This is a genomic window from Nonomuraea sp. B208 (assembly GCF_057536035.1).
This window is the reverse complement of the sequence record NZ_BAAJOU010000026.1, coordinates 72,757-93,453: the sequence shown is the minus strand read 5'-3', so window position 1 is coordinate 93,453 and position 20,697 is coordinate 72,757. Positions and strand designations below refer to the sequence as shown.

Below are 20,697 nucleotides of genomic sequence, written 5' to 3'. Positions count from 1 at the left end.
GACGACCGCGCGGTCTCCAGGACGACGAGGCCGCCGTAGCTGTGGCCGAACGCCAGCCGCGCACCGGTCTCCTCCTGGACCGCCAGCAGGTCCTCCACTTCCTTGCCCAGGTCGTACCGGGGTCCCTGGGGGCCGCTGGCGCCACGGCCACGCCGGTCGACGACGTGCACGGTGAAGGAGCGGGCCAGTACGGAGGCCAGCGGCAGGTAGTCCTGCGAGGTCCGCAGGTTGCCGCCGAGCACGATGAGGTCCGGCCCGGCGCCTAAGGTCTGATAGCTGATCGGCGTTCCGTCGGCCGAGGAGACGGTGCTCGTCCGCGTGATCTGGGTGGTCCGGTTCATCTGGTGGGCTCCTGTTCCGTACGGTCCAACGTCGCGAGCAGTCGCGCGGTGTGCCCGGCGAACTCGGCATAGGGCACGCCGCTGTGCGCGACCAGGGCGGCCAGCTTGTCCTCGAACTCCTGCCGGAGCGAGGCCACGACCCGCTTTCCCTCATCGGTGAGGCTGAGCTGCCTGCGGTTCCCGCCCGCCGGGTCGGGCCGGACGTCGAGCAGCCCTTCGGCGGCGAGGACGGCGGTCATGCGGCTCACGGACGGCTCGGTCACGCCCAGGCCGTCGGCGAGGGCGCGCTGCGTCGAGAAGCCCAGCTCGCCCACCAGGGTCAGCGCGAGGAAGCGGCTGTAGGAGATGTTGTGCTCGGCCCGCAGGATCCGGTCGGCCATCCGGTCGAGCCGGGCGACGAGCACGTGCAGGTTGAGGCTGAGGTTTTGTTCCACAGCCTCTAACTTAGCATTCTAACTTAGCATTGCAAGTCCCAATCCGGAGCTTGCCGGCGCCGGACCGGTCAGTCTCCTCGCTCCAGCTCCCCGATCGCGGCCACCGGGTGCCCGCCACCGCCGTTGCATCGCCACAGCGCCGCCCCACCCGCCCGTTCCGGGTACAACCCGAGAGAATGTTCCGGGCAGGTCGGCCAGGCCCGCCATTCCCGCTCGGCGATCACCGCCTGGGCGAGATCGGCGATCAGCACAAGGGCGGCGACCGGTTCATGCTCTTCGCCGGCGAGCAGCCCCTGACTGGAGTACTGCCCCTTGTACTCGACGCGCAGATATCCGTGGTCGTCCCATTCCGGGACATCGAAGCCGAGCCGTCCGCCGACGCCGGTCGCATCGATGTCGCGCTGCACGGCGAGCACCGCGTCATCCAGCACCTTGTCAGTGTTCATGTTCGGCATCTTGCCGCATTCGTCCCAGTTCGCGAGAACATCCACTGCGAGCGGGTGCAGTAATTTCGCGAAAATACTGCGCGTAATAAGCAGTAAATGAATCCTTGACAAATATCGTGGGCGCATTGATTATATCGATTTAATCCCGCGCCCCCACGCGGGCCTCACCCCGAGGAGCCCGTCACGATGAGCCTCCCCACCGGCCCGCGCGCGCGCCGCCGCGCCGCGACCCTCGCGCTGGCCGCCCTCCTCACCACCCTGGCGACCGCGCCCCCGCCCGCCGCGGCCGCCCCGGCCGGGCCCGCCCCGATCACCGCAGCGGGCGCGACCGGCGGCGCGGGCGCGGGACCGCGCCTCGAACACCTGGACCGCGGCCTGGTCGCCGCCTCCACCCCCACCGGCGTGTTCCTGAGCTGGCGACTGCTGGGCGACGAGGTCACCGGCCACGGCGCCACGGGAATGACCGGCGCCGACTTCCGCGTCTACCGCGACGGCCGGCCGATCGCGACGGTGACCGACAGCACCAACTACCTCGACCCGGCCGGCACGCCCGCCTCCCGCTACCAGGTGGCCCCGGTCACGAGGGGCCGCGAGGGCGGCCGCGGCGCCGTTGTCACGCCCTGGCTTAAATCGTTTTATGATCTCAAGCTCACCAAACCGGCCGACGGCGTCACCCCGGCCGGCGAGGCGTACACCTATTCCGCCAACGACGTGAGCGTCGGCGACGTGGACGGCGACGGCCAGTACGAGTACGTCGTCAAATGGGACCCGTCCAACTCCAAGGACGTCTCCCAGCGCGGCTACACCGGCAACACCTATCTGGACACGTACGAGCTCGACGGCACCCTGCGCTGGCGGCTCGACCTCGGCGTCAACATCCGCTCCGGAGCCCACTACACGCAGTTCCTCGTCTACGACTTCGACGGCGACGGCCGCTCGGAGCTCATGCTCAAGACCGCCCCCGGCACGAAGATCATCCGGTACGGCCCCCGCGGCCAGGTCGTCTCCGAGCGCTACGTCACCATGCCCAAGGCCGACGTCAAGGCGGGCCGCTCCCATGCCGACGACTACCGGCTGAGCGCCGCCGGCTACTTCGACCACCTCGTGGCCATGTTCGAGAAGTGGCACGAGCACCCCGAGGTGGTCGCCGGGCGCTGGCCGCGGACGCTGGAGGAGGCGTTCGGGATCGCGCCCGCGCACACGTACCCGCTCTCGCACGAGGCCGCCGTCGAGCTGGCGAACCATTTCGTGGACGTGTACGCGCCGGGCCGCAGCGCCAACAACCGGCTGCGGGAGTTCGCCGGGTTCGTCGTCAGCGGCCCTGAGTATCTGTCGGTGCTCGACGGCGCGTCCGGCAAGGAGCTCCAGACGGTCCCGTACAAGCCGGGCCGCGGCGACGACGGCCTCATGTGGGGCGACTACGCGATGGCGCGCGTGGAGCCGGCCAACCGGGTGGACCGGTTCCTGTCCGCCGTCGCCTACCTCGACGGCCGGCGCCCGTCGGCGGTCTTCGCGCGCGGCTACTACACGCGCACCACGCTCGTCGCCTACGACTGGGACGGCCGGCGGCTCAAGGAGGTCTGGTACGCCGACAGCGGCCACGTGCCGATGGCGAACCCGTTCAACGCCTCCCCGCACGGCCAGCCCGGCACCAACCCGAAATATGCCGACATCACCACGCAGGGCTTCCACTCGATGAGCGCGGCCGACGTGGACGGCGACGGCCGGCAGGAGATCGTGTACGGCGCCGCCACCATCGACGACGACGGCGACGTGCTGTACTCGTCCTTCGCCGAGGCCCCGCCACAGAGCAACGTGCCCGGCCAGACCGTACGGCTCGGCCACGGCGACGCGATGCACGTCGGCGACCTCGACCCCGACCGTCCCGGCCTGGAGATCTGGACCGTGCACGAGGGCGGGCGCAGCGCCCCGTACGGATGGGCGATGCGCGACGCGGCCACCGGCCGGGTGCTGTTCGGCGGCTACAGCGGCGTGGACACGGGCCGCGGCATGGTCGGCGACGTCGACCCGGCGCTCCGCGGCCTCGAGGCGTGGTCGTCGATGCCTCCCGACCAGGCCGTCCAGGCGGGCCTGTGGTCGGCCCGCGGCGACTACCTGGGCCGCGACGCGCCGGGGACGAACATGAGCATCCGGTGGGCGGCCGACATGACGACGCAGCTCGTCAACGGCACCGCCACCACCGTGCTCCAGACGCCGACGATCGACGACCGGCGGCGCGGCACGCTGCTCACGGCCGAGGGCACGCTCACGAACAACTGGACGAAGGGCAACCCGGGCCTGGTGGCCGACGTGTTCGGCGACTGGCGGGAGGAGCTGCTGGTGCGCACGGCCGACAGCTCGGCCCTGCGGGTGTACCTCAGCACCGAGGTCACGGACCGCAAGCTGTACACGCTGATGCACGACCCGCAGTACAGAGTGGAGGTGGCGCGCCAGCAGACGGCCTACAACCAGCCCGCCTACCCGAGCTTCTACCTCGCCTCCGACCTCGACTGGTCGAAGGTGCCGGTGCCGCGCCTGCGCTGAACGCTCCGAACACGAAGGAGGGCGCCCCCTCGCGGGGACGCCCTCCTTCGTTGGCCCGGCCGTCAGGTCACTGGTTCTTGACGGAGACCGGGCGGACGCTGGTGTCCTTCTCGGCCCAGGCGCCGGTGGAGAAGGCCACCGGCTGGCTCTTACGGCCCACGCCGTCACCCCACTTGGTGATGACATAGTCGATCTTGATGTGGCCCTCGCCGTCGACGCCGTCCACGCCCAGGGTGTCGGGGTTGAACGTGCCGCCGGTCAGCTCGGCGAAGGTCTTGGCGTCGAGGTCCAGCATGACGCCACGGTCGGAGGGCTCGCCGGGACCGCGGTCGCCGACGAAGAAGGGCAGCTTCTTGCCCTTGTACATCACGTAGCCCTCGGTCATGAGCGGCCAGCTCGGGCTGGCGGCCAGACCCTTCTGCATGGGCTTCCCGGCGGCCGGCAGTCCGGTGTCGCCGGCCCGGCCGGAGGAGTCGTCCCAGAAGTACGACGCCTTGGTCGAGCCCGTGAGCAGGGTCGCCTGGGCCTTGGCGGCGCTCACCGGCGCGGTGGTCTGTGCGTCGGCGTGCGCGGTGGCCGCGCCGATGGACAGGCCGCCGATGGTGGCGGCGGTCAGCAGGCTGAGAGCTCGCGTGCGGACGGACATGGTCAAGGGAAAGTCCTTCGTTAGGGAACACGGAGGTTGCGCTCGCTTGACTGATGTAGCCGGGCCTAAGCCAATGCGGTCGCTACGTGGAGCGCGTGCGGATCCGGAGATTCCGGAGATCCGATGCCAACGGGAGACTGGCTACCCGCTGACCAACGCCTACCAAGCTACCGACTAAACCTGGACACATGCAAACAAATCACCATATATCCGGCAAAGATCTACCTCGGTAGGTAAAGCGTCGGATACGTAACGCCACCGAGGCGGGCAGGATTCCCATCGCCCGGCAATCCGCGCATACAGCGCATGGAGCGCCCATCTGGCTCCGCGCCGCGGTGCCCGACGACCTGACCGAGGTCGCGGTTGGGGGCGCGACGGCGGCCGTCGCGGCGTACTTCACGGCGACCGCCCATCGCACGTCGGACCGTCTTCACGCCCCCCAGATCCACAGGTACCGGTGCGGGGCGTCGTCTCCCAGAACGCACAACCTCCCGAGGAACGACAGATAGCGCCGCTGGTCCGCCGTGAGTGGGGCATCCGCGGCCAGCAAAGCGTCGATCTCGTCCAGCAGCGTCCGCATCTGCGCCCGGTTGAACATCGTGTCCCCGTAAGGATCGACATGGCCGAGCATGGGCTGCCCGGCCTTGGAGATCGCCGGGCAGTCCAGCACATCGAGCGGGAAGTACTCCTCCTCCGACAAGACTTTCTTGAATTCGGACAGGAGCCGCACTCTTATAGTGGCCATCGTCAGACACGATACATAGTGACCAGTCAGCCTTGCTTGTCACGCACGACCGCGTACCTGGTGCTCAATTTTCCGCAACTGTCATGGCCATGCCTGTCGAGCGCATGGTCGACGCCGTCCGCTTCGTCGGGACCCGGCGTGTAGTGGACGAGCACGCTCGCCCTACCCACCCCGACGTAGTAGGTGGGGAGTTCTGCCACCGAGCCGGCCAGGAGATCAACGTCCCGAACCGGCCCCACCCGAGATACTCGAGTGGCACCTCGACGAGATTTTCTTACGCACATAGGCCGAGAGAAAACCGAAGCAGAGCGTGCGCGACTTCAAGGAGAAAGTTCGGGGACCGCCTCGGTGTGTGTCACACGCCAACCGTGGTGGCCATAGACAAAACCTTGCGTCGCAAGCAGACCCGCCCGGACACCCACCTGGCGGGCCGCCCTCTGCCAACGAGCACGCCTGCAACCTGCAGGTGCCCCGCCATCCCCGCTGCGGCGAGCTCATTGCGGCCTTGCGCGCCCACCCAAACCTCAGTTACCCCTGGCAGCCCTCCCTGTACAGCACCCCCTGAGCGTGGTGGATCTTCAAAAAGGGCTACACCTCCTAGGCGACACCTGATGTTACGGGTTTTTTAGGTAGAACTTATGGTGATCTATATCACATTGATCATGAAGCGCGCCGCCAGTAAAGCTTGTTTGCTATCTCATACTCACCCCGATTCAGAGGTGTTAGTGAACAAGTTAGTAAGCACATCGAAACGCCGCCGGCTCACCTCGGGACAATTAGCGATCGCAACGGTGCTCACGGTGACAGCATCGTTGCTAGTCGCGGGAACCATCCCGTCAGCCCAGGCCGAGCCGGAGCCCACCGGACCAGTTACTCCGTCGATAACCACGTTCCCCCAGCCGGAGGACCCGGACGCGCTGTTCCGAGCAGCGCTGACCGAAGCCAAAAAGCAGAACAAACCGGTCGCAGTAGAAGCCGCGTACACCGAATCCTCGCGTACATGGGCCTATCCGGACGGCCACCTGTCCACCCAGTCCTATAACGGCCCCGCCCAGTTGCGGCGTGGCAAGACATGGGAGTGGATCGACACCACCCTCGTCGAAGAGAACGGCGTGCTCAGGCCCCGGCTGGCCAAGGCCGGGCTACGGCTGTCGCCCGGCGGCACCGGACCGTTCGCCTCCATCCACCTGGGACGCGGCAGCAGCTTCGGCCTGTCCTGGCTCACCGCGCTCCCGAAGCCGCAGATCAAGGGCAACGTCGCCACCTACGCAGGCGTCGCCGGCCCGTCCGCGGACCTGGTGGTGACCGCGCTGCCCACCGGATTCCGGCATGACGTGGTGCTGCGCGAGCGGCCTGCCGAGCCGGTGGAGTTCCGCCTGCCGGTGCAGGCCCAGGGCGTCAAGCTGGCCAAGACCAAGTCCGGCGCGCTCACCCTGTCCGACGACGAGGGCAAGGACAAGGGCGAGAAGATCGCCTCCGCGCCCGCGCCCCGCATGTGGGACGCCGCCGCGGCCAAGGCCGACGCCAAGCAGCCGGGACGGGAGGCCAAGGTCGCCACCGACGTGGTCAAGGGCGACAACGGTGACACCGTCCTGGTGCTGAAGCCGGACGCCAAGTGGTTGGCCGACCCCGCGACCCAATATCCGGTCACCGTGGACCCGACCACCACGCTGACCGTGACGCAGGAGACGTCGGTCATGTCGCCGAACTCCGCCACGGGTGCCGGGCAGGTGTCCCGGTCCAACCCCCGGAGCTGCCCCACCCCCTCCACCTGTGGCTATACCAGAGAGTCCGCCACCCGCGCGCTGCTGGCCTTCGACACCGCGCCGATCAGCGGCCGCCATGTGGTCGGGGCCACCATGCAGCTGTCGTTGCGCGGCAACGCCACCACGTGCAGCAACCTGCAGGCGGTCACCGCCTCCCTCATCACCGAAGAATGGGAAGCGGAAGAGACCTTCTGGGAGAACCAGCCGGCCACCCGCCCCGACGAACGCTCCTCTCTCGACCCCTGTATTCAGGTACGCACCGACGGGGCGATCTGGAGCTGGAACCTGACCGCGATGGCCCAAGCCTGGGCCACCGGCACCGCCAACCACGGCCTGCAACTGCGGCTCGGCACCGAGCTGCCGGTGCCCAAGGACCTCAGCGAGTCGTACAACTTCTGGGCCCAGATGTTTGGCGGCTCCCGCGTGCCGAAACTGAGCGTGGACTGGGTGCTCCCGCCGGCGATTCCCACCGTCACCGCCGAGTCGATCGACTCCATGTCCGGTAACGACGCCATCGCCCGCAGCACCAACGTCAAGGTCACCTACAAGTCCAGCGTCCCCGAGGCGACGAACCTGGACTACACCGTGACCGTCAACGACTCCACCATGGCGCCCCCGGCCGCCCAGCTACCCACCGGCGAAGCGGCCTGGTGGAAGCTGGACGAGACCTCCGGAACCACCGCCGCCGACGCTACCGGCAAGGGCTTCACCGCCAACCTGAGCGGCGCCTACAGCCGCGTCCCCGGCCAGCTCGGCCAAGCGGTCAAGCTGTCGCCCGGCGGCCAGATCCGCACCGCCGCACCGGTTCTGAACACCAACCAGAGCTACACCGTCACCGCCTGGGTACGCCTCGACAGCGGCGCCGGCGACCAGGCCGTGTTCTCTCAAATGGGCACCAACCAGCCGGGCTTCAGTCTGGGCTACCTGGCCTCCAACGCCGCCGAGCTGGACCAGCGCTGGATCCTCACCCTCAACGACGCTGACACCGCCAACGCCAACCCGGTCCCCATCGGGTCGAAGAAACTGGCCGGCGTCGGCCGGTGGACGCATCTGGCCGCCCAGTACGACGCGACCGCCCACAAGATGCGCCTGTACGTCGACGGCGAACTCAACGGCGAGCGCGACTACACCGCCGGCTGGAACGCCCGCGGCGCATTTGTGATCGGCCGCGGCACCGTCATCGCCGGCGACGAGGCCACCCTCGACGGCGCCGTCGACGACGTGCACGCCTACCAGAAAGTGCTGACCGGCGACGAAATCCGCTCCCTGGTCGGCGTCCCCGGCACCACCACCCACAACAACATCCCCTCCGGCCAGACGCTGGACAAGGTGTTCACGCTGGACAACCCGGCCAGCTTCAAGTTCGTGGTCAAGGCCTGCCGCAGCGGCCTCAACCCCCCTTCCTGCAACGAGAGCCCGGCCTACCGCATCACCTCCGACGCACCGGTGCTGCCCTCCGACACCGAGACCGGAATGGCCGACCCGGCCCATCCGATCCTGTCCGGCATGGTCAACCGCCCCTCCGGCGGCCTGGTGACGGCCAAGTACTACCTGTACGACAACAACGGTCTGCCCGTCGGCTCCGCACCACTCGGCAGCCGCACCGTCAACGGCGGCCAGCGCGCCTCCTTCCAACTTCCGGCCAACACCGTGCAAGCCGGCCGCACATACAAGTGGCAGATGGTTGCCTGCGTCGCAGGCCCGCAGGACGGCGGCTCCGACCCTGGCCCCAATCCCACCCCAACTCCCACGGCAACACCGACTTCCACGCCCACGCCTACTCCGACCCCCACGCCCACGCCCACTACGACGCCCACTCCGACTCCGTCCGGTCTGGTGGCCGCTTACGGCATGAACGAGGGCACCGGCGACACCATCACCGACCCCATCGGGGGCAACGACGGTAGCGCCTTCGGCACTACCTGGGTCTCCGGTAAGTACGGCCAGGCTCTCTCCTTCAATGGCACCTATGGCACAGTGGACATCGAGGACGCGCCCTCCCTGCGTCTCGGCAACAAGCTGACCCTGTCAGCCTGGGTCAAGCCCAGCGCTCTGGACGGTTGGCGCACCGTGATCGCAAAGGACAACGAGAACCTCTTCGACCTGTCCTACGGTCTCTACGCCGCCTCCGAGGGCGGCCCCAGCGGCTGGTTCACCGTCAACGGACAAGCAGAACCCGTCGGAGCCACCAGCAACCTGACCGCCAACACCTGGGCACACCTCGCTGTCACCTACGACGGCACCACCGCCCGCCTCTACCGCAACGGCACCCAGATCGCCCAAGCCAGCTTCAGCGGCACGATCACCAACGACGCCGGGTTCCTGCACATCGGCGGCAACGGCATCTACGGCGAGTATTTCAAGGGCGTCATCGACGAAGTCCGCATCTACAACCGGGCACAGACCGCTACCGAAATCACCACCGATATGAACACCCCACTCGGCGGTACCTCGATAGCAGCTGCACGGTCGGAGATGGCATCGACAAGTACGACAGCGAGCGACGCCGGTAGTGAGGTCTGCACGCCTAAAACCGCACCAGTCAGTTTCACGACTGGAGCAGCCGTCGGGGAAGTGACGGAGGAACCCAGCCAGGATCCGAAAATTACTCTGGGCAGAGACGCTTTCGTATTCAAATCAGTGAAAACGGACCCCACCTCTTGCGAGGGATCGCCTTGCAATGTAGAAGATGCCACGTCTCTGCAATTAGGCGGAACCGGAGCCAGCAAAACAGCCGCCATCATAGGCATGAAGTATGATGAGATAGCTGCCGGCTCCGCCATAACGCAGGCCATCGTAAATCTCGGATCTCCCACCTGTTCCGGCGGGGCTTGTCCGACGGACACTGTTATCACCGCAGTACCGCTGAGAAGCCCCGTAAGCTCGTCCACAAAAAGTTCGGACCTAGCCTCCGACATCATCTCGGGAGTAACCTACACATTCCCGATCACTGCGCCACAGGCGGACATCGCCGGAAGCGAATATCAATGGCTCATGCTAACCTCTAATCGCGATGAGTCAATTACCTTTGCAGGCGGAGAGGCCCCATCGATACAGATTACCTACGTCGCCCCGGCTCCACCGAGTCCCGTGTTGAATCTGAGCGTGCAGCCTGGCGACAAGGGTGCCATCGCGAGCTGGGGTATTCCGGAGAGCACAGGCAGCGTAGCTCTGATCAGCAAGTACGATGTCGAGGTAAGGAATCAAGCCGGAGCACCAAGATCGTTGGAGGCCAACGATCCCTGGATTTCGATAGACGAGCTCGTTAACGGCACAGAGTATACGGTCGCAGTTCGCGCTAGAACTCCTTACGGAGTCGGCGAATGGGAATCGGCAACGGTGACTCCCAAGGCTCCGCCGCCGCCGCCCCAGACCTCATGCGTACTAGAGTCATCTAATCGCGCAAATCGTAGCGCTCAGTCATCGAGCAGCATTACTCCTCAGGAGTACGCCGATCGGATCAAGCACTACTACGAGGCCCAGGATGCTGTGCTGGAAGGTCGAGCTTCATCAGTATGGGACGCGGAGGCGGTCACGCCGGATGCTCCTATCACAGCTCAGATCTCGCTGCTGAATGCAGAGTTGGTGCAACAGAAGCAGGCAGCGGACGCGATGGGGATATCACGGAGCGAATCAACGGTTAGCGTACGAAAGGTAGTTCCTCGCGAATCCGTCGACGGATCCGTGTGGGTTACCGCTGAGGTAACCCGCAGCTGGCGGATTTCCCAGTCGCAGCCCACTTCGTCCACCCCGCAGATCTCTAGAGCGAGCGGAGTCGTAGAACCGAGTGAGCCGATCATCGACGTGTTCGTCTTCGACAGGTGCGGTGATTTGACGATCATTCAGGTTCCTCTCGAAGTAGAGCAGGACTCGACTGACTTCTCGGGCGAGACGGATGAAGAGGAACTACTCAAGAGAGAAGCCCGATGGAGTGACTTCTCGATACCAGGCAGCGGCACCAACACTGCGAAAGCTGCCGGCACCTGCCCTCTGCTGGCTCCTACGGGGGAAACAAAGGCAAAAAGGACACGCAACGTGTCCGGCCTCAAGGGTGCACGGCTTGAGGTAGTCGGCCTAGCTCAATGGAATAGGTGCGGGGGACGCGAGGCCAAAAGCAAGTGGGTAATAGACAAAGCTGCAGTATCAGCCGTCCTGTGGACAGACGACTGGTTCCGCTATCCATTCAAACACGTCAACGGAAAAGCCATCCTAAACAAGGAACAGAAAGCCAGGAATGACAAGATCATAGACAACTCCTGGGTAGATGCCGCCGCTTCACCTTGTTTCGTTCAATCCTCCCACACGGTGCAACTTGAAGGGGGGGTCAACCTCTCCTTCAGTTCGGGATGGCCGCTCAACTGGGCGGAAGCCGAGAAGGGCGGTTCATTCAACGTCGCCTACTCCCAGCTCAAGAACCTCTCGTGTCCTGCACCCCATAGCAAGACAGGGTCCGTCGGAGGCGACAACACTCGCATCACCCCTGGCAGCGGAAACATCGCAGCACGCGCTTTCCGCACAAGATGGATCAACGATACGGGTGCAATCAGGGCCGAATGCTGGCAGGCTCAACTTTCGTTCTGTTCGCTAGATAAATTCCAGCTGGTCGCAGGTGGCGCTGCAAATCTTCTACTCAAGAAGGGCGATTCGCTCCAACACGTGGTAACTGCAGAAAGCCAGTGGAAGACATGGTGAGCCTGCAATAGGATCTGAACCCGAAGCCAGCAAACTCGGCGTCGTACTGACCGGGAAGCATGTGCATTCGATTGTGCATTCGCCGATCATTCGACGATGATACTGGCTGTTGCGCCAAGTACGACGCAACAGCCAGTATCTCCAATATCACCAAGCGCGGCGCAGCATAAGGACTGTTCGACCTCAATCGAGGTCTGAGATTCCGCCTGGCCCGGCAGGCTTGAGAATGCTGCCGCCCGCACCTTGATATCCCTTGTCGGCGGAAATCTTGACCCCGGCGACGGTCAGCGCGTGGATCGGGCTGGTGGCGCACGCCGCGGTCAGGTCATACGTGGCACCGGACAGCCCAGGTGAGGCCCAGACGAGCCGGGCGGCCGGGTTGGCCAGGAGCCGCACGTTCACGCCGTGGCGTCGGTGTTTATCGGAGTACCAGCCGGGCGATCGGGATTAGGGTGCCCTTCTAGGATGAGCAGGCCACCGGCTGGCGGGTAGGACGGTGGCGTGGACGCCGTCGGCAAGCAGGGCGAGCAGGTCGGCCACCTCCTGGACGTAGCGCCAAGCGGTGCTGGTGCCGATGGCGAAGCCGGCGGCCAGACGTCCGCAGGCGTCGCCATTGCGCAGGTAGGCCCAGCGGACCAGGGTGTAATGGGACAGAGAAATCGCGGCAGGATGCTTCTATAGCTTGTCAAGCGAGGACAGACGAATTGGCTCCTGACACCTTAGGGCGTACGATGATCTTGTACGGCTGGCCGCCGACGTATCGTTTCAGACAGCGGAACTCTTTCTTGGACAGTCCCTTGGTGGTTCTGCACTCAACATAGGCACAGGTGGATTGATCGCAGGACATACGACAAAGCACAGTAACGTACAAGGCGCGGTTAGCCTGCCGGGCGCCGCCACGGTTGAGCCGATGGCGTCATGTTCTGCCGCTGGATGCGGGGATGGGCGACACCCCGCACAGGTCGCGAACAATCCTTCCGAGAACAGTCGATCAGGGATTTCGCCGCAGGTGGTCAGGAGTTGCGCGGCGGTCTCCACACCCACGCTCCGGGTGATGAGCAGTTCGGGCCGGGCCTGCTCGATCAGCGCCTTCAGCTGGTTGAAGGAACGCATCCACTCAAACAGGTCCGCATATCCCGCTCGTGTCACCGGGAACTCGTGATCGGCCACCCGGCGCCCGTTCATCAACACCACCGCGGCGTGGTGAGTGTCGGCATGCGTGTCGACCCCGCGATCCGACGTGCCTTGGGCTTCTTGAACTCCGTCATGTGCACCCTCCTCGGCTCGGGGATATCCGAGGACGATGCGCGCCGGGGTAGCCGAGCAGGCAGACCAGTGACGGGACGGATTCTCTCGCCGAGGCTTCTATCAAGCCAGACACGACCAGCCCGCCACGCATCTTCTGGAAGCCTCCCCGCAAAAGGCGACAGATTCTGCCTCGGCGGCACCGGCCTGACCCTGTTCGCATGACAGGGGTAGGAGGCGCCGACCTCCCGCAGGCTCCGTTCGAAATGGCGTCGGCAGTGCGGACAGCAGAAACCGTAGGTCCGGCAGTCGCGTTCCAGCATGACCACGTCCCCGACCGGCACGATTTCGCCGCACACCGGGTTGACGACCGTCCCGTCCGGCGCGGGCGCCTGGGCCCGGTCTTGGCCTGTTCGGTGATCCGCAGCATGTCCGGCGAGCGGTGCACCCGGCCGCGCAGGCCGTAGAGCCCTCGGGAACGCTGATCACGTTGACCATGACGCACGGCTCGCGACCTGGTTCGGCCTCCGCCAGCTCTGCCGTGATGCGGGAGACAAGGTGCTCACTCAAATCCTTCCCCCACATGCCGACAATCATGGTCACCACGTATCGGACGTTGCGGGCGCCTCCGTCGGCCTCCGCCCACGACCCAAACCTCCTCCTCGCGCACCACCACGTCGGTGAGCAAGTCGAGAAGGTTGGTCGCGCCGGGATCGGCCGCGACCGGGTCATCGTGCCCAGCAGCAGCCGGCAATAGCCTGCGTCCGATCAGCCGCCCGGCAAAGCCTGGCGTCGCAGCACATCGAACCGGCCCTTGGACACGACGACCTCAATGAACAACATTGTCCTACGCCCTTTCCGCGAGTTTGCTCCCCGGACCCTCATCGTCCCGAGCCGGGGCCCCTGGGCGTCGTCGACCAAGGGAAAACGCCTTCCGGCTACCACAACAGGAGTAGGGAGAAGAGCACACGCACCCCTCATCAACTTCGCCTTCGGCGGGTCAAGCGGGCGGCCGGATCGGTGACCGTCCCGCCCTGAGCGGGCGCTACGCCGGTGCCCTCCACGTTCCCGCGGCGGGCGTCGCCGGGAAACCCAGTTCGGCGGAGAACTCACGGGCCGCCTCCGCCACCACGGCCCCCATCTCGTGCAGCCGCTCCGGCGCCGCCGCCCGGGTCACGGACACGCTGATCGCCGCCGTGATCAGCCCCCGGTGGTCGCGTACGGGCGCCGACACCCCGGCGGCGCTGTCATCCAGCTCCACGTCCGAGACCGCGTAACCCGCCGACCGCACATGCGCGAGGTCGGCCAGCCAGTCGTCCTCGCTGGCCACCGCGCTGTCCAGCCCGGACGGCAGCACGGTGCGCAGCAGCGCCCGCACGCGTTCCTCGTCCCACTCGGCGAGCAGCGACCGACCGGCCGCGGCCATGATCACCGGCACCGAGATGCCCTCCCACACCCGGTGGTAGGCCCGCGACGACGGCACCGACAGCAGCGTCAGGACCTGGTTGCCGCGCAGCACGCACAGGTAGGCGTCCTCGTCGAAGGTGCCGGCCAGGCGCCGCAGGTAGGGCGCGGCGACCCGGACGAGCCGGGCCTGCTGGGTGCGCGCGGCCAGCGCGAACAGCCGCCAGCCCAGGCGGTAGCGCCGGGTGACCGGGTCCCGCTCCACCATGCCTTCCAGCTCCAGCGCCCGCAACGCTCTGGAGATCTGGCTCTTCTCCCGTCCCAGCCGCTCGGCGATCCAGCTGACGCCGAACCCGTCCGCGTCCCTGTCATCGCCGTGACCTGCGAGGACTTCGAGAATATCCATGTCCCGCCGCAGCCCCGCCGAGGGTGCCGGAGGCTTGTCGCTCATCCACGTCCGTTCATCACAGAAGCATCGCGCTTTTGTTGCGCTAGCTGCACCTGGTTTTGCACTGACCGCAACTCTTGGCATACGTTTGCGAGCCTCTGACAGCGTAAGCGAAGGTGGTCCTTGTATGAGTTTCGGCGAGTACGTGGTCTCCCGATGGGACACCCTCTCGCTGGCCGCCGCCGAGCACGCCCTGGTCGTGGCGATCGCCATCGTCCTGGCCAGTGTGGTCGGCATCGGCGTCGGCGTCCTCGGCCACGGCTCGCCGCGCGTGCGGGAAGGGTCGATCGCGGTCTCCGCGGCGATCCTGACCGTCCCCTCGCTGGCCCTGCTCACCCTCCTCATCCCCCTGACCGGGCTGGGCTGGGGATCCACGCTGATCGCGCTCACCGCGTACGCGTTCCTGCCGATCATCCGCAACACCGTGACGGGCCTGCGCGGCCTGGACGCCGCCACCGTCGAGGCCGGCCGCGGCATGGGCCTGAGCCGCCCGCGGCTGCTGCTGCGCGTCCAGCTCCCGCTCGCCTGGCCGATGATCCTGACCGGGATCCGGATCTCGACGCAGATGGCGATCGGCATCGCCGCCATCGCCGCCTTCGTCGACGGCCCGGGGCTCGGCAACCAGATCTTCGAGGGCCTCTCCCGGCTGGGCTCGGTGAACTCGCTCAACGCCACGCTCGCGGGAACGCTCGGCATCGTGATCATCGCGGTGCTGTTCGACCTGTTCTTCGCTGCCGTCCGCCACCTGACCACCCCGAGGGGGCTTCGTGTTCGACCGTGACCTGTCCGACCGTGACGCCGAGGGCGTGCGCATCGAGCTGCGCGCGCTGACCAAGCACTATCCGGGCCAGCCGGCCCCCGCGGTCGACAACGTCACCATGGACATCCCGGCCGGCGAGCTGGTCGTCTTCGTCGGCCCGTCGGGCTGCGGCAAGACCACCACGATGAAGATGATCAACCGGCTGGTCGAGCCCACCTCGGGCGAGATCCGCATCGGCGGGCGCGACGTGCTCGGCCTGAACCCCGACGAGCTGCGCCGCCACATCGGCTACGCCATCCAGCAGGTCGGCCTCTTCCCGCACCTGACCGTGGCCCAGAACATCGGCCTGGTCCCCAAACTGCTCGGCTGGCCGCAGCCCCGGATCGCCGCCCGCGTGGAGGAACTGCTCGCCCTGGTGCACCTGGAGCCGTCGGCCTTCCACGACCGCTACCCACGACAGCTGTCCGGCGGCCAGCAGCAGCGCGTGGGGGTCGCCCGCGCGCTGGCCGCCGACCCGCCCGTGATGCTCATGGACGAGCCGTTCGGCGCCACCGACCCGATCACCCGCGAGCACCTGCAGAACGAGTTCGTCCGGCTGCAGAAGCAGCTCCGCAAGACGATCATCTTCGTCACCCACGACTTCGAGGAGGCCATCAAGCTGGGCGACCGCATCGCCGTCCTGCGCGAGGGCTCCCACATCGCCCAGTACGACACCCCCGCCGCCATCCTCGACCGCCCCGCCGACGACTACGTGGCGGGCTTCATCGGCCAGGACGCCACGCTCAAGCGGCTGGCGCTGCTGCGGGTCACCGACGTCCCGGTCACCGACCCGCTGCCCGACCCCCGGCTGCCCCACATCGCGACGGACGCCAGCCTGCGGGAGGCGCTGGACCTCATGCTCGCCCACGGCACCGACCGGTGCAGCTCGGCGGCCGGCGTGCTGAGCTACGCGACCTTGTGCGCGGCCGTCGGGAACCGGTCACAGGAGGAGCTGGTCGCCGGTGACCGCTGAGACCCTGCCGACTGAGACCCTGCCCCTCACCCCCGTACGGCGCGTCCCGCGCGGCGCCCGCCACCTGATCACACCCGCCGCCGTCGCCGCCGCCCTGATCGCCCTGTACATGTGGGTGGGCACGCTGGAGCTCGACTCCATCGAACAGCGCAGCCTCAACCGCGCGGTCATCCTGGCCAAGACCGTCGAGCACCTGCAGATGACGCTGGCCGCCACCGCGCTCGTCGTGCTCATCGCGATCCCGCTCGGCGTGGCCGCCTCCCGCGCCCGCAACCGGCTCATCGCCCCCGTGATCCTGACCCTGGGCAACCTCGGCCAGGCCGTTCCGTGCATCGGCCTGCTGGTGCTGTGCACGTTCCTCATGGGCGTGGGTTTCCAGACCGCGCTCGTCGGCCTGGTCGCCTACGCGGTGCTGCCCGTGCTGCGCAACACCATGGTCGGCGTGCAGCAGGTCGATCCGGCGCTCATCGAGGCCGCCCGCGGCATGGGCATGACGCGGGGACAGATCCTGCGCCGGGTCGAGCTCAAGCTCGCCGTCCCGGCGATCCTGGCGGGGCTGCGCACCGCGCTCGTGCTGACCGTCGGCGTCGCCACGCTCGGCGCCTTCGTCGCCGCCGGCGGGTTCGGCGAGCTGATCATCAACGGGCTCAAGCTCAACCGCATGCCCGTCACCATCGTCGGCGGCGTGCTGACCGCCTGCGTCGCCTTCTTCATCGACTGGCTCGGCAGCCTGGCCGAGAACCTGCTCAAACCACGCGGCATCTGACCGTACTGGACAATCGAGAGGCTTTTTCATGCTCCCCCGTCCCCTCAGGACGACCTTCGCCCTGCTCGCCGCCGCGGCGCTGACCGTCGCCGGCGCGAGCGCCTGCGGCACCGCCGACGCCGTCGAATCCGGCAGCGCGGGCAACGAACTGGCGGGCAGCAAGCTCGTCGTCGGCTCCAAGGACTTCACCGAGAACATCGTGCTCGGCAAGATCGCCGCCCAGCTGCTCAAGGCCCACGGCGCCGACGTCGTCGACAAGACCAACCTCGGCGGTACGGCGCCGAACCGCAAGGCTCTGGAGGCCGGCGAGATCGACCTCTACTGGGAGTACTCCGGCACCGGCTGGATCGAGCACCTGAAGAAGACCGAACCGATCCGGGACTCCGCCGGGCAGTTCAAGGCCACCGCCGACGAGGACCTGTCCAAGAACAAGATCCGCTGGATCGGCCCCACCCCGTTGAACAACACCTACGCCCTGGCCATCCGCTCGGAGAAGGCCCAGGAACTCGGCGTCAAGACGCTGTCCGACGTGGCGAAGCTGGCCGAGACCAAGCCGGAGGCGGTCACGCTCTGCATCGAGACCGAGTTCTCGACCCGCGACGACGGCCTGCCCGGGCTGTCCAAGGCGTACGGCATGAAGATCCCGAAGAAGCAGGTCAGCCTGCTCGACACCGGCGTCGTCTACACCGAGACCGACAAGGGCCAGGTCTGCGACTTCGGCGAGGTGTTCACCACCGACGGCCGCATCGCCGCGCTCGGCCTGACCGTCCTGGAGGACGACAAGAAGTTCTTCCCGAACTACAACGCGGCCGTCACGGTCCGCCAGGACACCTACGACAAGCACCCCGCCCTGGAGAAGCTGCTGCAGCCGGTGATCGCGAAGCTGGACGACGCCACCATGCAGCGGCTCAACGCCCGCGTGGACGTCGAGGGCGAGGAGCCGGGCAAGGTCTCCGCCGACTGGCTGCGCGAGCAGGGCTTCCTCGGCCCGACCGGCGACGCCTGAGCATCGTGCCGCCGGGCGGCGTGGACCAGGAGCCCCAAAAGGAAAATGACGCCTGGTCCAAACTAGGTTGCACTATGCAATGATATTGCACGGCGACCTACGTGGGAGGGGGCGCTGGATGAGCGCGCAAGGGGCGTTGCGCTGGCTGCCGTTCGGCGTCATGGCGGCCGTCGCGGTGACCGACGTCCTGGCCGGCCCCTCCCTCGGCTTCCTCCCGCTGCTCACGCTCGGCCCCAGTTTCGCCTCGGTGTCCGGCAGCGTGCAGCGCACCGCCATGGTCGGCCTGGTCGCGCTCGCCCTGTGCATCCCCCTGGCCGCCTACAACGACCTGCTGCTGCGCTGGCAGAACAACCTCACCATCGTCACCATCGTCGGCGTCACCGGGGTCGGCATGCTGGCCGGGCACCTGCGGCTCAGGCGCGAGCGCGAGCTGGCCGACGTGCGCCTGGTGGCCGAGGCGGCCCAGCGCGTGCTGCTGCGGCCGGTGCCGCGAAGAGCCGCCGACCTGCGGGTGGCGCTGTCCTACACCTCGGCGGCGGCCGAGGCCCGCATCGGCGGCGACCTGTACGAGGTGGTCACCACCCCGCACGGAGTGCGGCTGCTCATCGGCGATGTGCAGGGCAAGGGCCTGGAGGCGGTGGAGACGGCGGCCTGGGTGCTCGGCGCCTTCCGCGAGGCCGCCTACGACGAGCCCGAACTCGACGAGGTGAGCGCGCGGCTGGAGGCGAGCCTGTCCCGGCACCTGGGCGGCGAGAAGTTCGTCACCGCGATCCTCGCCGAGGTGCGCGACGGCGAGATCCTCCTCCTCAACCACGGTCATCCCCCGCCGCTCCACCTCGGCGCGGACGGAGAGGTCGCCGCCGTGGAGCCGGCCGACCCAGGTCTGCCCCTGGGCCTCGGCCCTCTCGGCACGGACCGCCCGAAGGCGCATCAGGCGCCTTTCCGCGGCGGGGACCGCATCCTGCTGTTCACCGACGGCGTCATCGAGGCCAGGGACGGCGGCGGTGCCTTCTACCCCCTGTCCGACCGCGTCCATCTCCTGCGGGCGGATGATCCGCAGGACGCGCTGGACGCCCTGCGCGCCGACCTGGTCCGCCACACCGGCGGCCCGCTGCCGGACGACGCCGCCATGCTGCTGCTGCACAGGCAGACCTGACGCTCCTCAGGCCGGCGGGCGGCGGTACCTCACCCAGACGTCGCCGGTCTGCACGTAGCCGGTGAGGCGTACGGTGACGCCGTCGGCGGCGAGCGGCACGGGCGGGTGGTTGTGGACGGCGCCCAGCCGGCGGCGTACGACGTCCTCGTCGCGCACCCGCCAGCCGCGCGGCACCACGACGACGATGTCGCCGAACCAGGAGGTGATCTCGACGTCGAGCACGACCTCGCGGTGGGGGCACTCGGCCCGTGTGAAGTCGATCCGCGCCTTGCCCCAGCGGCCCGCCCTGGCGCTGATGTACGCCGGGACCGTCCAGCGGCCCGCCTGCTCGACCCGCCCGCCGACGGTGTGCAGCTCCAGACCGCCGCCGACCTCGGCAGGGGCGGGCCGCGAGGGAACGCCGGGGACCGGCAGGTCGGCGACGACCCCGTCCAGGTCGCCCAGCGTGCGGGCGGCATAGGCGCGGTCGACGCGCTCGTGCAGCTCCTCCAGGGTGATCCGCCCTTCGGCGACCGCGACCCGGAGCAGCTCGGCCACGCGCTCGCGGTCGCGGTCGCCGGCCCGCAGTTCCCGATGATCGGTCATGGCGACCACATTAGGCCGAGACGCACACCCGGCCCAGGCGGTCAGCGGGCCGATCTGATCGCCGCGAGCAGGTCCTCCGTCGTCGTGATGGAGTGCGCGAACGTCGGCCCGTTGAGCTCGTGCGCGGCATGCATCATCTCCGCGCTGAAGGCCGCGGTCGCGTCCCTGACCAGGGTGACGTGGTAGCCGAGCTCCATCGCGAACCGGCCGGTCGACTCGACGCAGGTGTTGGCCAGCAGGCCGATGAGGATCACGTGGGTGATGGCGTGCTGGCGCAGCAGCAGGTCGAGGTCGGTGTTGGGGAACCCGCTCTGCGCCCAGTGCTGCTTGGCCACGATGTCGCTGCCCGGCGAGACGAGGTCGGCCCGCCACTCGCCGCCCCAGGCGCCCTTCTCGAAGGAGTGGCGCTCCTGGATGCCGCGCTGGGTGGGGTTGGGATGGTCCCAGTCGTCGTAGTCGCCGGGCCGCCACTGCCGGTGCGGGACGACGAAGACCAGCATCCCCGCTTCCCGCGCGGCGGCGGTGATCGCGCGCAGGTGGTCGAGGAGGTTCACCTGTTCGGCGACCTCCCGTACCCGTGGCCAGATCTTCCCGCCCTCGGACAGGAAGTCGTTGTACGGGTCGACGAGGAGGACTGCGGTCCGGCCGAGCTCGTAGGAGGCGCTGCTCACGCCCGTGGTGTACCCCCGGCCGTCGGGCCG

General features: G+C 67.6%; 15 protein-coding genes and 1 pseudogene. 7 read left to right on the top strand and 9 right to left on the bottom strand.

The features are described 5' to 3' along the window. The 3 genes from AC27IY_RS31610 to AC27IY_RS31600 form a co-directional block, all read right to left on the bottom strand. Nucleotides 1-341, bottom strand: a 341-nt coding sequence (locus tag AC27IY_RS31610; RefSeq protein ID WP_487180122.1) for an alpha/beta fold hydrolase, incomplete at its 3' end; no start/stop codon positions are given. Further along, on the bottom strand, nt 338-775 hold the full coding sequence (locus AC27IY_RS31605; protein ID WP_423470548.1) for a MarR family winged helix-turn-helix transcriptional regulator: 438 nt from the start codon (nt 773-775) through the stop codon (nt 338-340). The genes AC27IY_RS31605 and AC27IY_RS31610, both read right to left, overlap by 4 nt. 68 nt (nt 776-843) lie before the next feature. Continuing rightward, the gene (locus tag AC27IY_RS31600) at nt 844-1,266 is read right to left on the bottom strand and encodes a hypothetical protein (RefSeq protein WP_487180121.1); all 423 of its coding nucleotides are present in this window, start codon (nt 1,264-1,266) and stop codon (nt 844-846) included. Nucleotides 1,267-1,407: 141 nt separating this feature from the next. On the opposite strand from AC27IY_RS31600, the gene AC27IY_RS31595 reads away from it, so the two are divergent. Beyond that, nucleotides 1,408-3,765 carry a rhamnogalacturonan lyase gene (locus AC27IY_RS31595; RefSeq protein WP_487180120.1) on the top strand — a complete coding sequence of 786 codons (2,358 nt, stop codon included), beginning with the start codon at nt 1,408-1,410 and terminating at the stop codon, nt 3,763-3,765. A gap of 67 nt (nt 3,766-3,832) precedes the next feature. Here the strand turns inward: AC27IY_RS31595 and AC27IY_RS31590 are convergent, their stop codons facing one another. Further along, on the bottom strand, nt 3,833-4,411 hold the full coding sequence (locus AC27IY_RS31590; RefSeq protein ID WP_449952231.1) for a hypothetical protein: 579 nt from the start codon (nt 4,409-4,411) through the stop codon (nt 3,833-3,835). A 430-nt stretch (nt 4,412-4,841) separates the two neighbouring features. Next, nucleotides 4,842-5,156 carry a hypothetical protein gene (locus AC27IY_RS31585; protein ID WP_487180119.1) on the bottom strand — a complete coding sequence of 105 codons (315 nt, stop codon included), beginning with the start codon at nt 5,154-5,156 and terminating at the stop codon, nt 4,842-4,844. Between the two features lie 638 nt (nt 5,157-5,794). Here AC27IY_RS31585 and AC27IY_RS31580 point away from each other — a divergent pair. Beyond that, nucleotides 5,795-11,614, top strand: coding sequence for a LamG-like jellyroll fold domain-containing protein (locus AC27IY_RS31580; protein WP_487180118.1), 5,820 nt, complete (start codon nt 5,795-5,797; stop codon nt 11,612-11,614). A 216-nt stretch (nt 11,615-11,830) separates the two neighbouring features. Here the strand turns inward: AC27IY_RS31580 and AC27IY_RS31575 are convergent. Next, nucleotides 11,831-12,241: pseudogene (locus AC27IY_RS31575) on the bottom strand (transposase); the annotation flags it as partial. A 1,663-nt stretch (nt 12,242-13,904) separates the two neighbouring features. Beyond that, entirely contained in the window at nt 13,905-14,714 is an 810-nt protein-coding gene (locus tag AC27IY_RS31570; protein WP_487180117.1) for an IclR family transcriptional regulator, read from the bottom strand. Nucleotides 14,715-14,838: 124 nt separating this feature from the next. Between AC27IY_RS31570 and AC27IY_RS31565 the strand changes: the two genes are divergently transcribed. From AC27IY_RS31565 to AC27IY_RS31545, 5 genes are all read left to right on the top strand, one after another. Then, the gene (locus AC27IY_RS31565; protein ID WP_423448671.1) at nt 14,839-15,492 is read left to right on the top strand and encodes an ABC transporter permease; all 654 of its coding nucleotides are present in this window, start codon (nt 14,839-14,841) and stop codon (nt 15,490-15,492) included. Continuing rightward, nucleotides 15,479-16,483 (top strand): ABC transporter ATP-binding protein, encoded by a 1,005-nt coding sequence (locus AC27IY_RS31560; protein WP_487180116.1) that lies wholly within the window; start codon nt 15,479-15,481, stop codon nt 16,481-16,483. The genes AC27IY_RS31565 and AC27IY_RS31560 overlap by 14 nt, the downstream gene beginning before the upstream one ends. Next, entirely contained in the window at nt 16,473-17,249 is a 777-nt protein-coding gene (locus tag AC27IY_RS31555) for an ABC transporter permease (RefSeq protein ID WP_487180115.1), read from the top strand. Before AC27IY_RS31560 ends, AC27IY_RS31555 begins: the two co-directional genes overlap by 11 nt. A 28-nt stretch (nt 17,250-17,277) precedes the next feature. Then, nucleotides 17,278-18,255 (top strand): glycine betaine ABC transporter substrate-binding protein, encoded by a 978-nt coding sequence (locus AC27IY_RS31550; RefSeq protein WP_487180114.1) that lies wholly within the window; start codon nt 17,278-17,280, stop codon nt 18,253-18,255. Between the two features lie 118 nt (nt 18,256-18,373). After that, a complete protein-coding gene (locus AC27IY_RS31545; protein ID WP_423448676.1) occupies nt 18,374-19,411 on the top strand; it encodes a PP2C family protein-serine/threonine phosphatase in 1,038 nt (345 codons plus the stop codon). Between the two features lie 6 nt (nt 19,412-19,417). Here AC27IY_RS31545 and AC27IY_RS31540 read toward each other — a convergent pair whose 3' ends face one another. Further along, entirely contained in the window at nt 19,418-19,996 is a 579-nt protein-coding gene (locus AC27IY_RS31540; protein ID WP_487180113.1) for a DUF1707 SHOCT-like domain-containing protein, read from the bottom strand. Between the two features lie 41 nt (nt 19,997-20,037). Next, nucleotides 20,038-20,667, bottom strand: a complete 630-nt coding sequence (locus tag AC27IY_RS31535; protein ID WP_487180112.1) for a cysteine hydrolase family protein — start codon at nt 20,665-20,667, stop codon at nt 20,038-20,040. Nucleotides 20,668-20,697: the final 30 nt, after the last annotated feature.

Excerpts from the sequence above, each read along its gene's own strand:
- AC27IY_RS31595 (WP_487180120.1), top strand. The coding sequence starts at position 1,408 with ATGAGCCTCCCCACCGGCCCGCGCGCGCGCCGCCGCGCCGCGACCCTC.
- AC27IY_RS31565 (WP_423448671.1), top strand. The coding sequence starts at position 14,839 with ATGAGTTTCGGCGAGTACGTGGTCTCCCGATGGGACACCCTCTCGCTG.
- AC27IY_RS31585 (WP_487180119.1), bottom strand. The coding sequence starts at position 5,156 with ATGGCCACTATAAGAGTGCGGCTCCTGTCCGAATTCAAGAAAGTCTTG.
- AC27IY_RS31550 (WP_487180114.1), top strand. The coding sequence starts at position 17,278 with ATGCTCCCCCGTCCCCTCAGGACGACCTTCGCCCTGCTCGCCGCCGCG.
- AC27IY_RS31570 (WP_487180117.1), bottom strand. The coding sequence starts at position 14,714 with ATGAGCGACAAGCCTCCGGCACCCTCGGCGGGGCTGCGGCGGGACATG.
- AC27IY_RS31545 (WP_423448676.1), top strand. The coding sequence starts at position 18,374 with ATGAGCGCGCAAGGGGCGTTGCGCTGGCTGCCGTTCGGCGTCATGGCG.
- AC27IY_RS31540 (WP_487180113.1), bottom strand. The coding sequence starts at position 19,996 with ATGACCGATCATCGGGAACTGCGGGCCGGCGACCGCGACCGCGAGCGC.
- AC27IY_RS31580 (WP_487180118.1), top strand. The coding sequence starts at position 5,795 with ATGGTGATCTATATCACATTGATCATGAAGCGCGCCGCCAGTAAAGCT.
- AC27IY_RS31590 (WP_449952231.1), bottom strand. The coding sequence starts at position 4,411 with ATGTCCGTCCGCACGCGAGCTCTCAGCCTGCTGACCGCCGCCACCATC.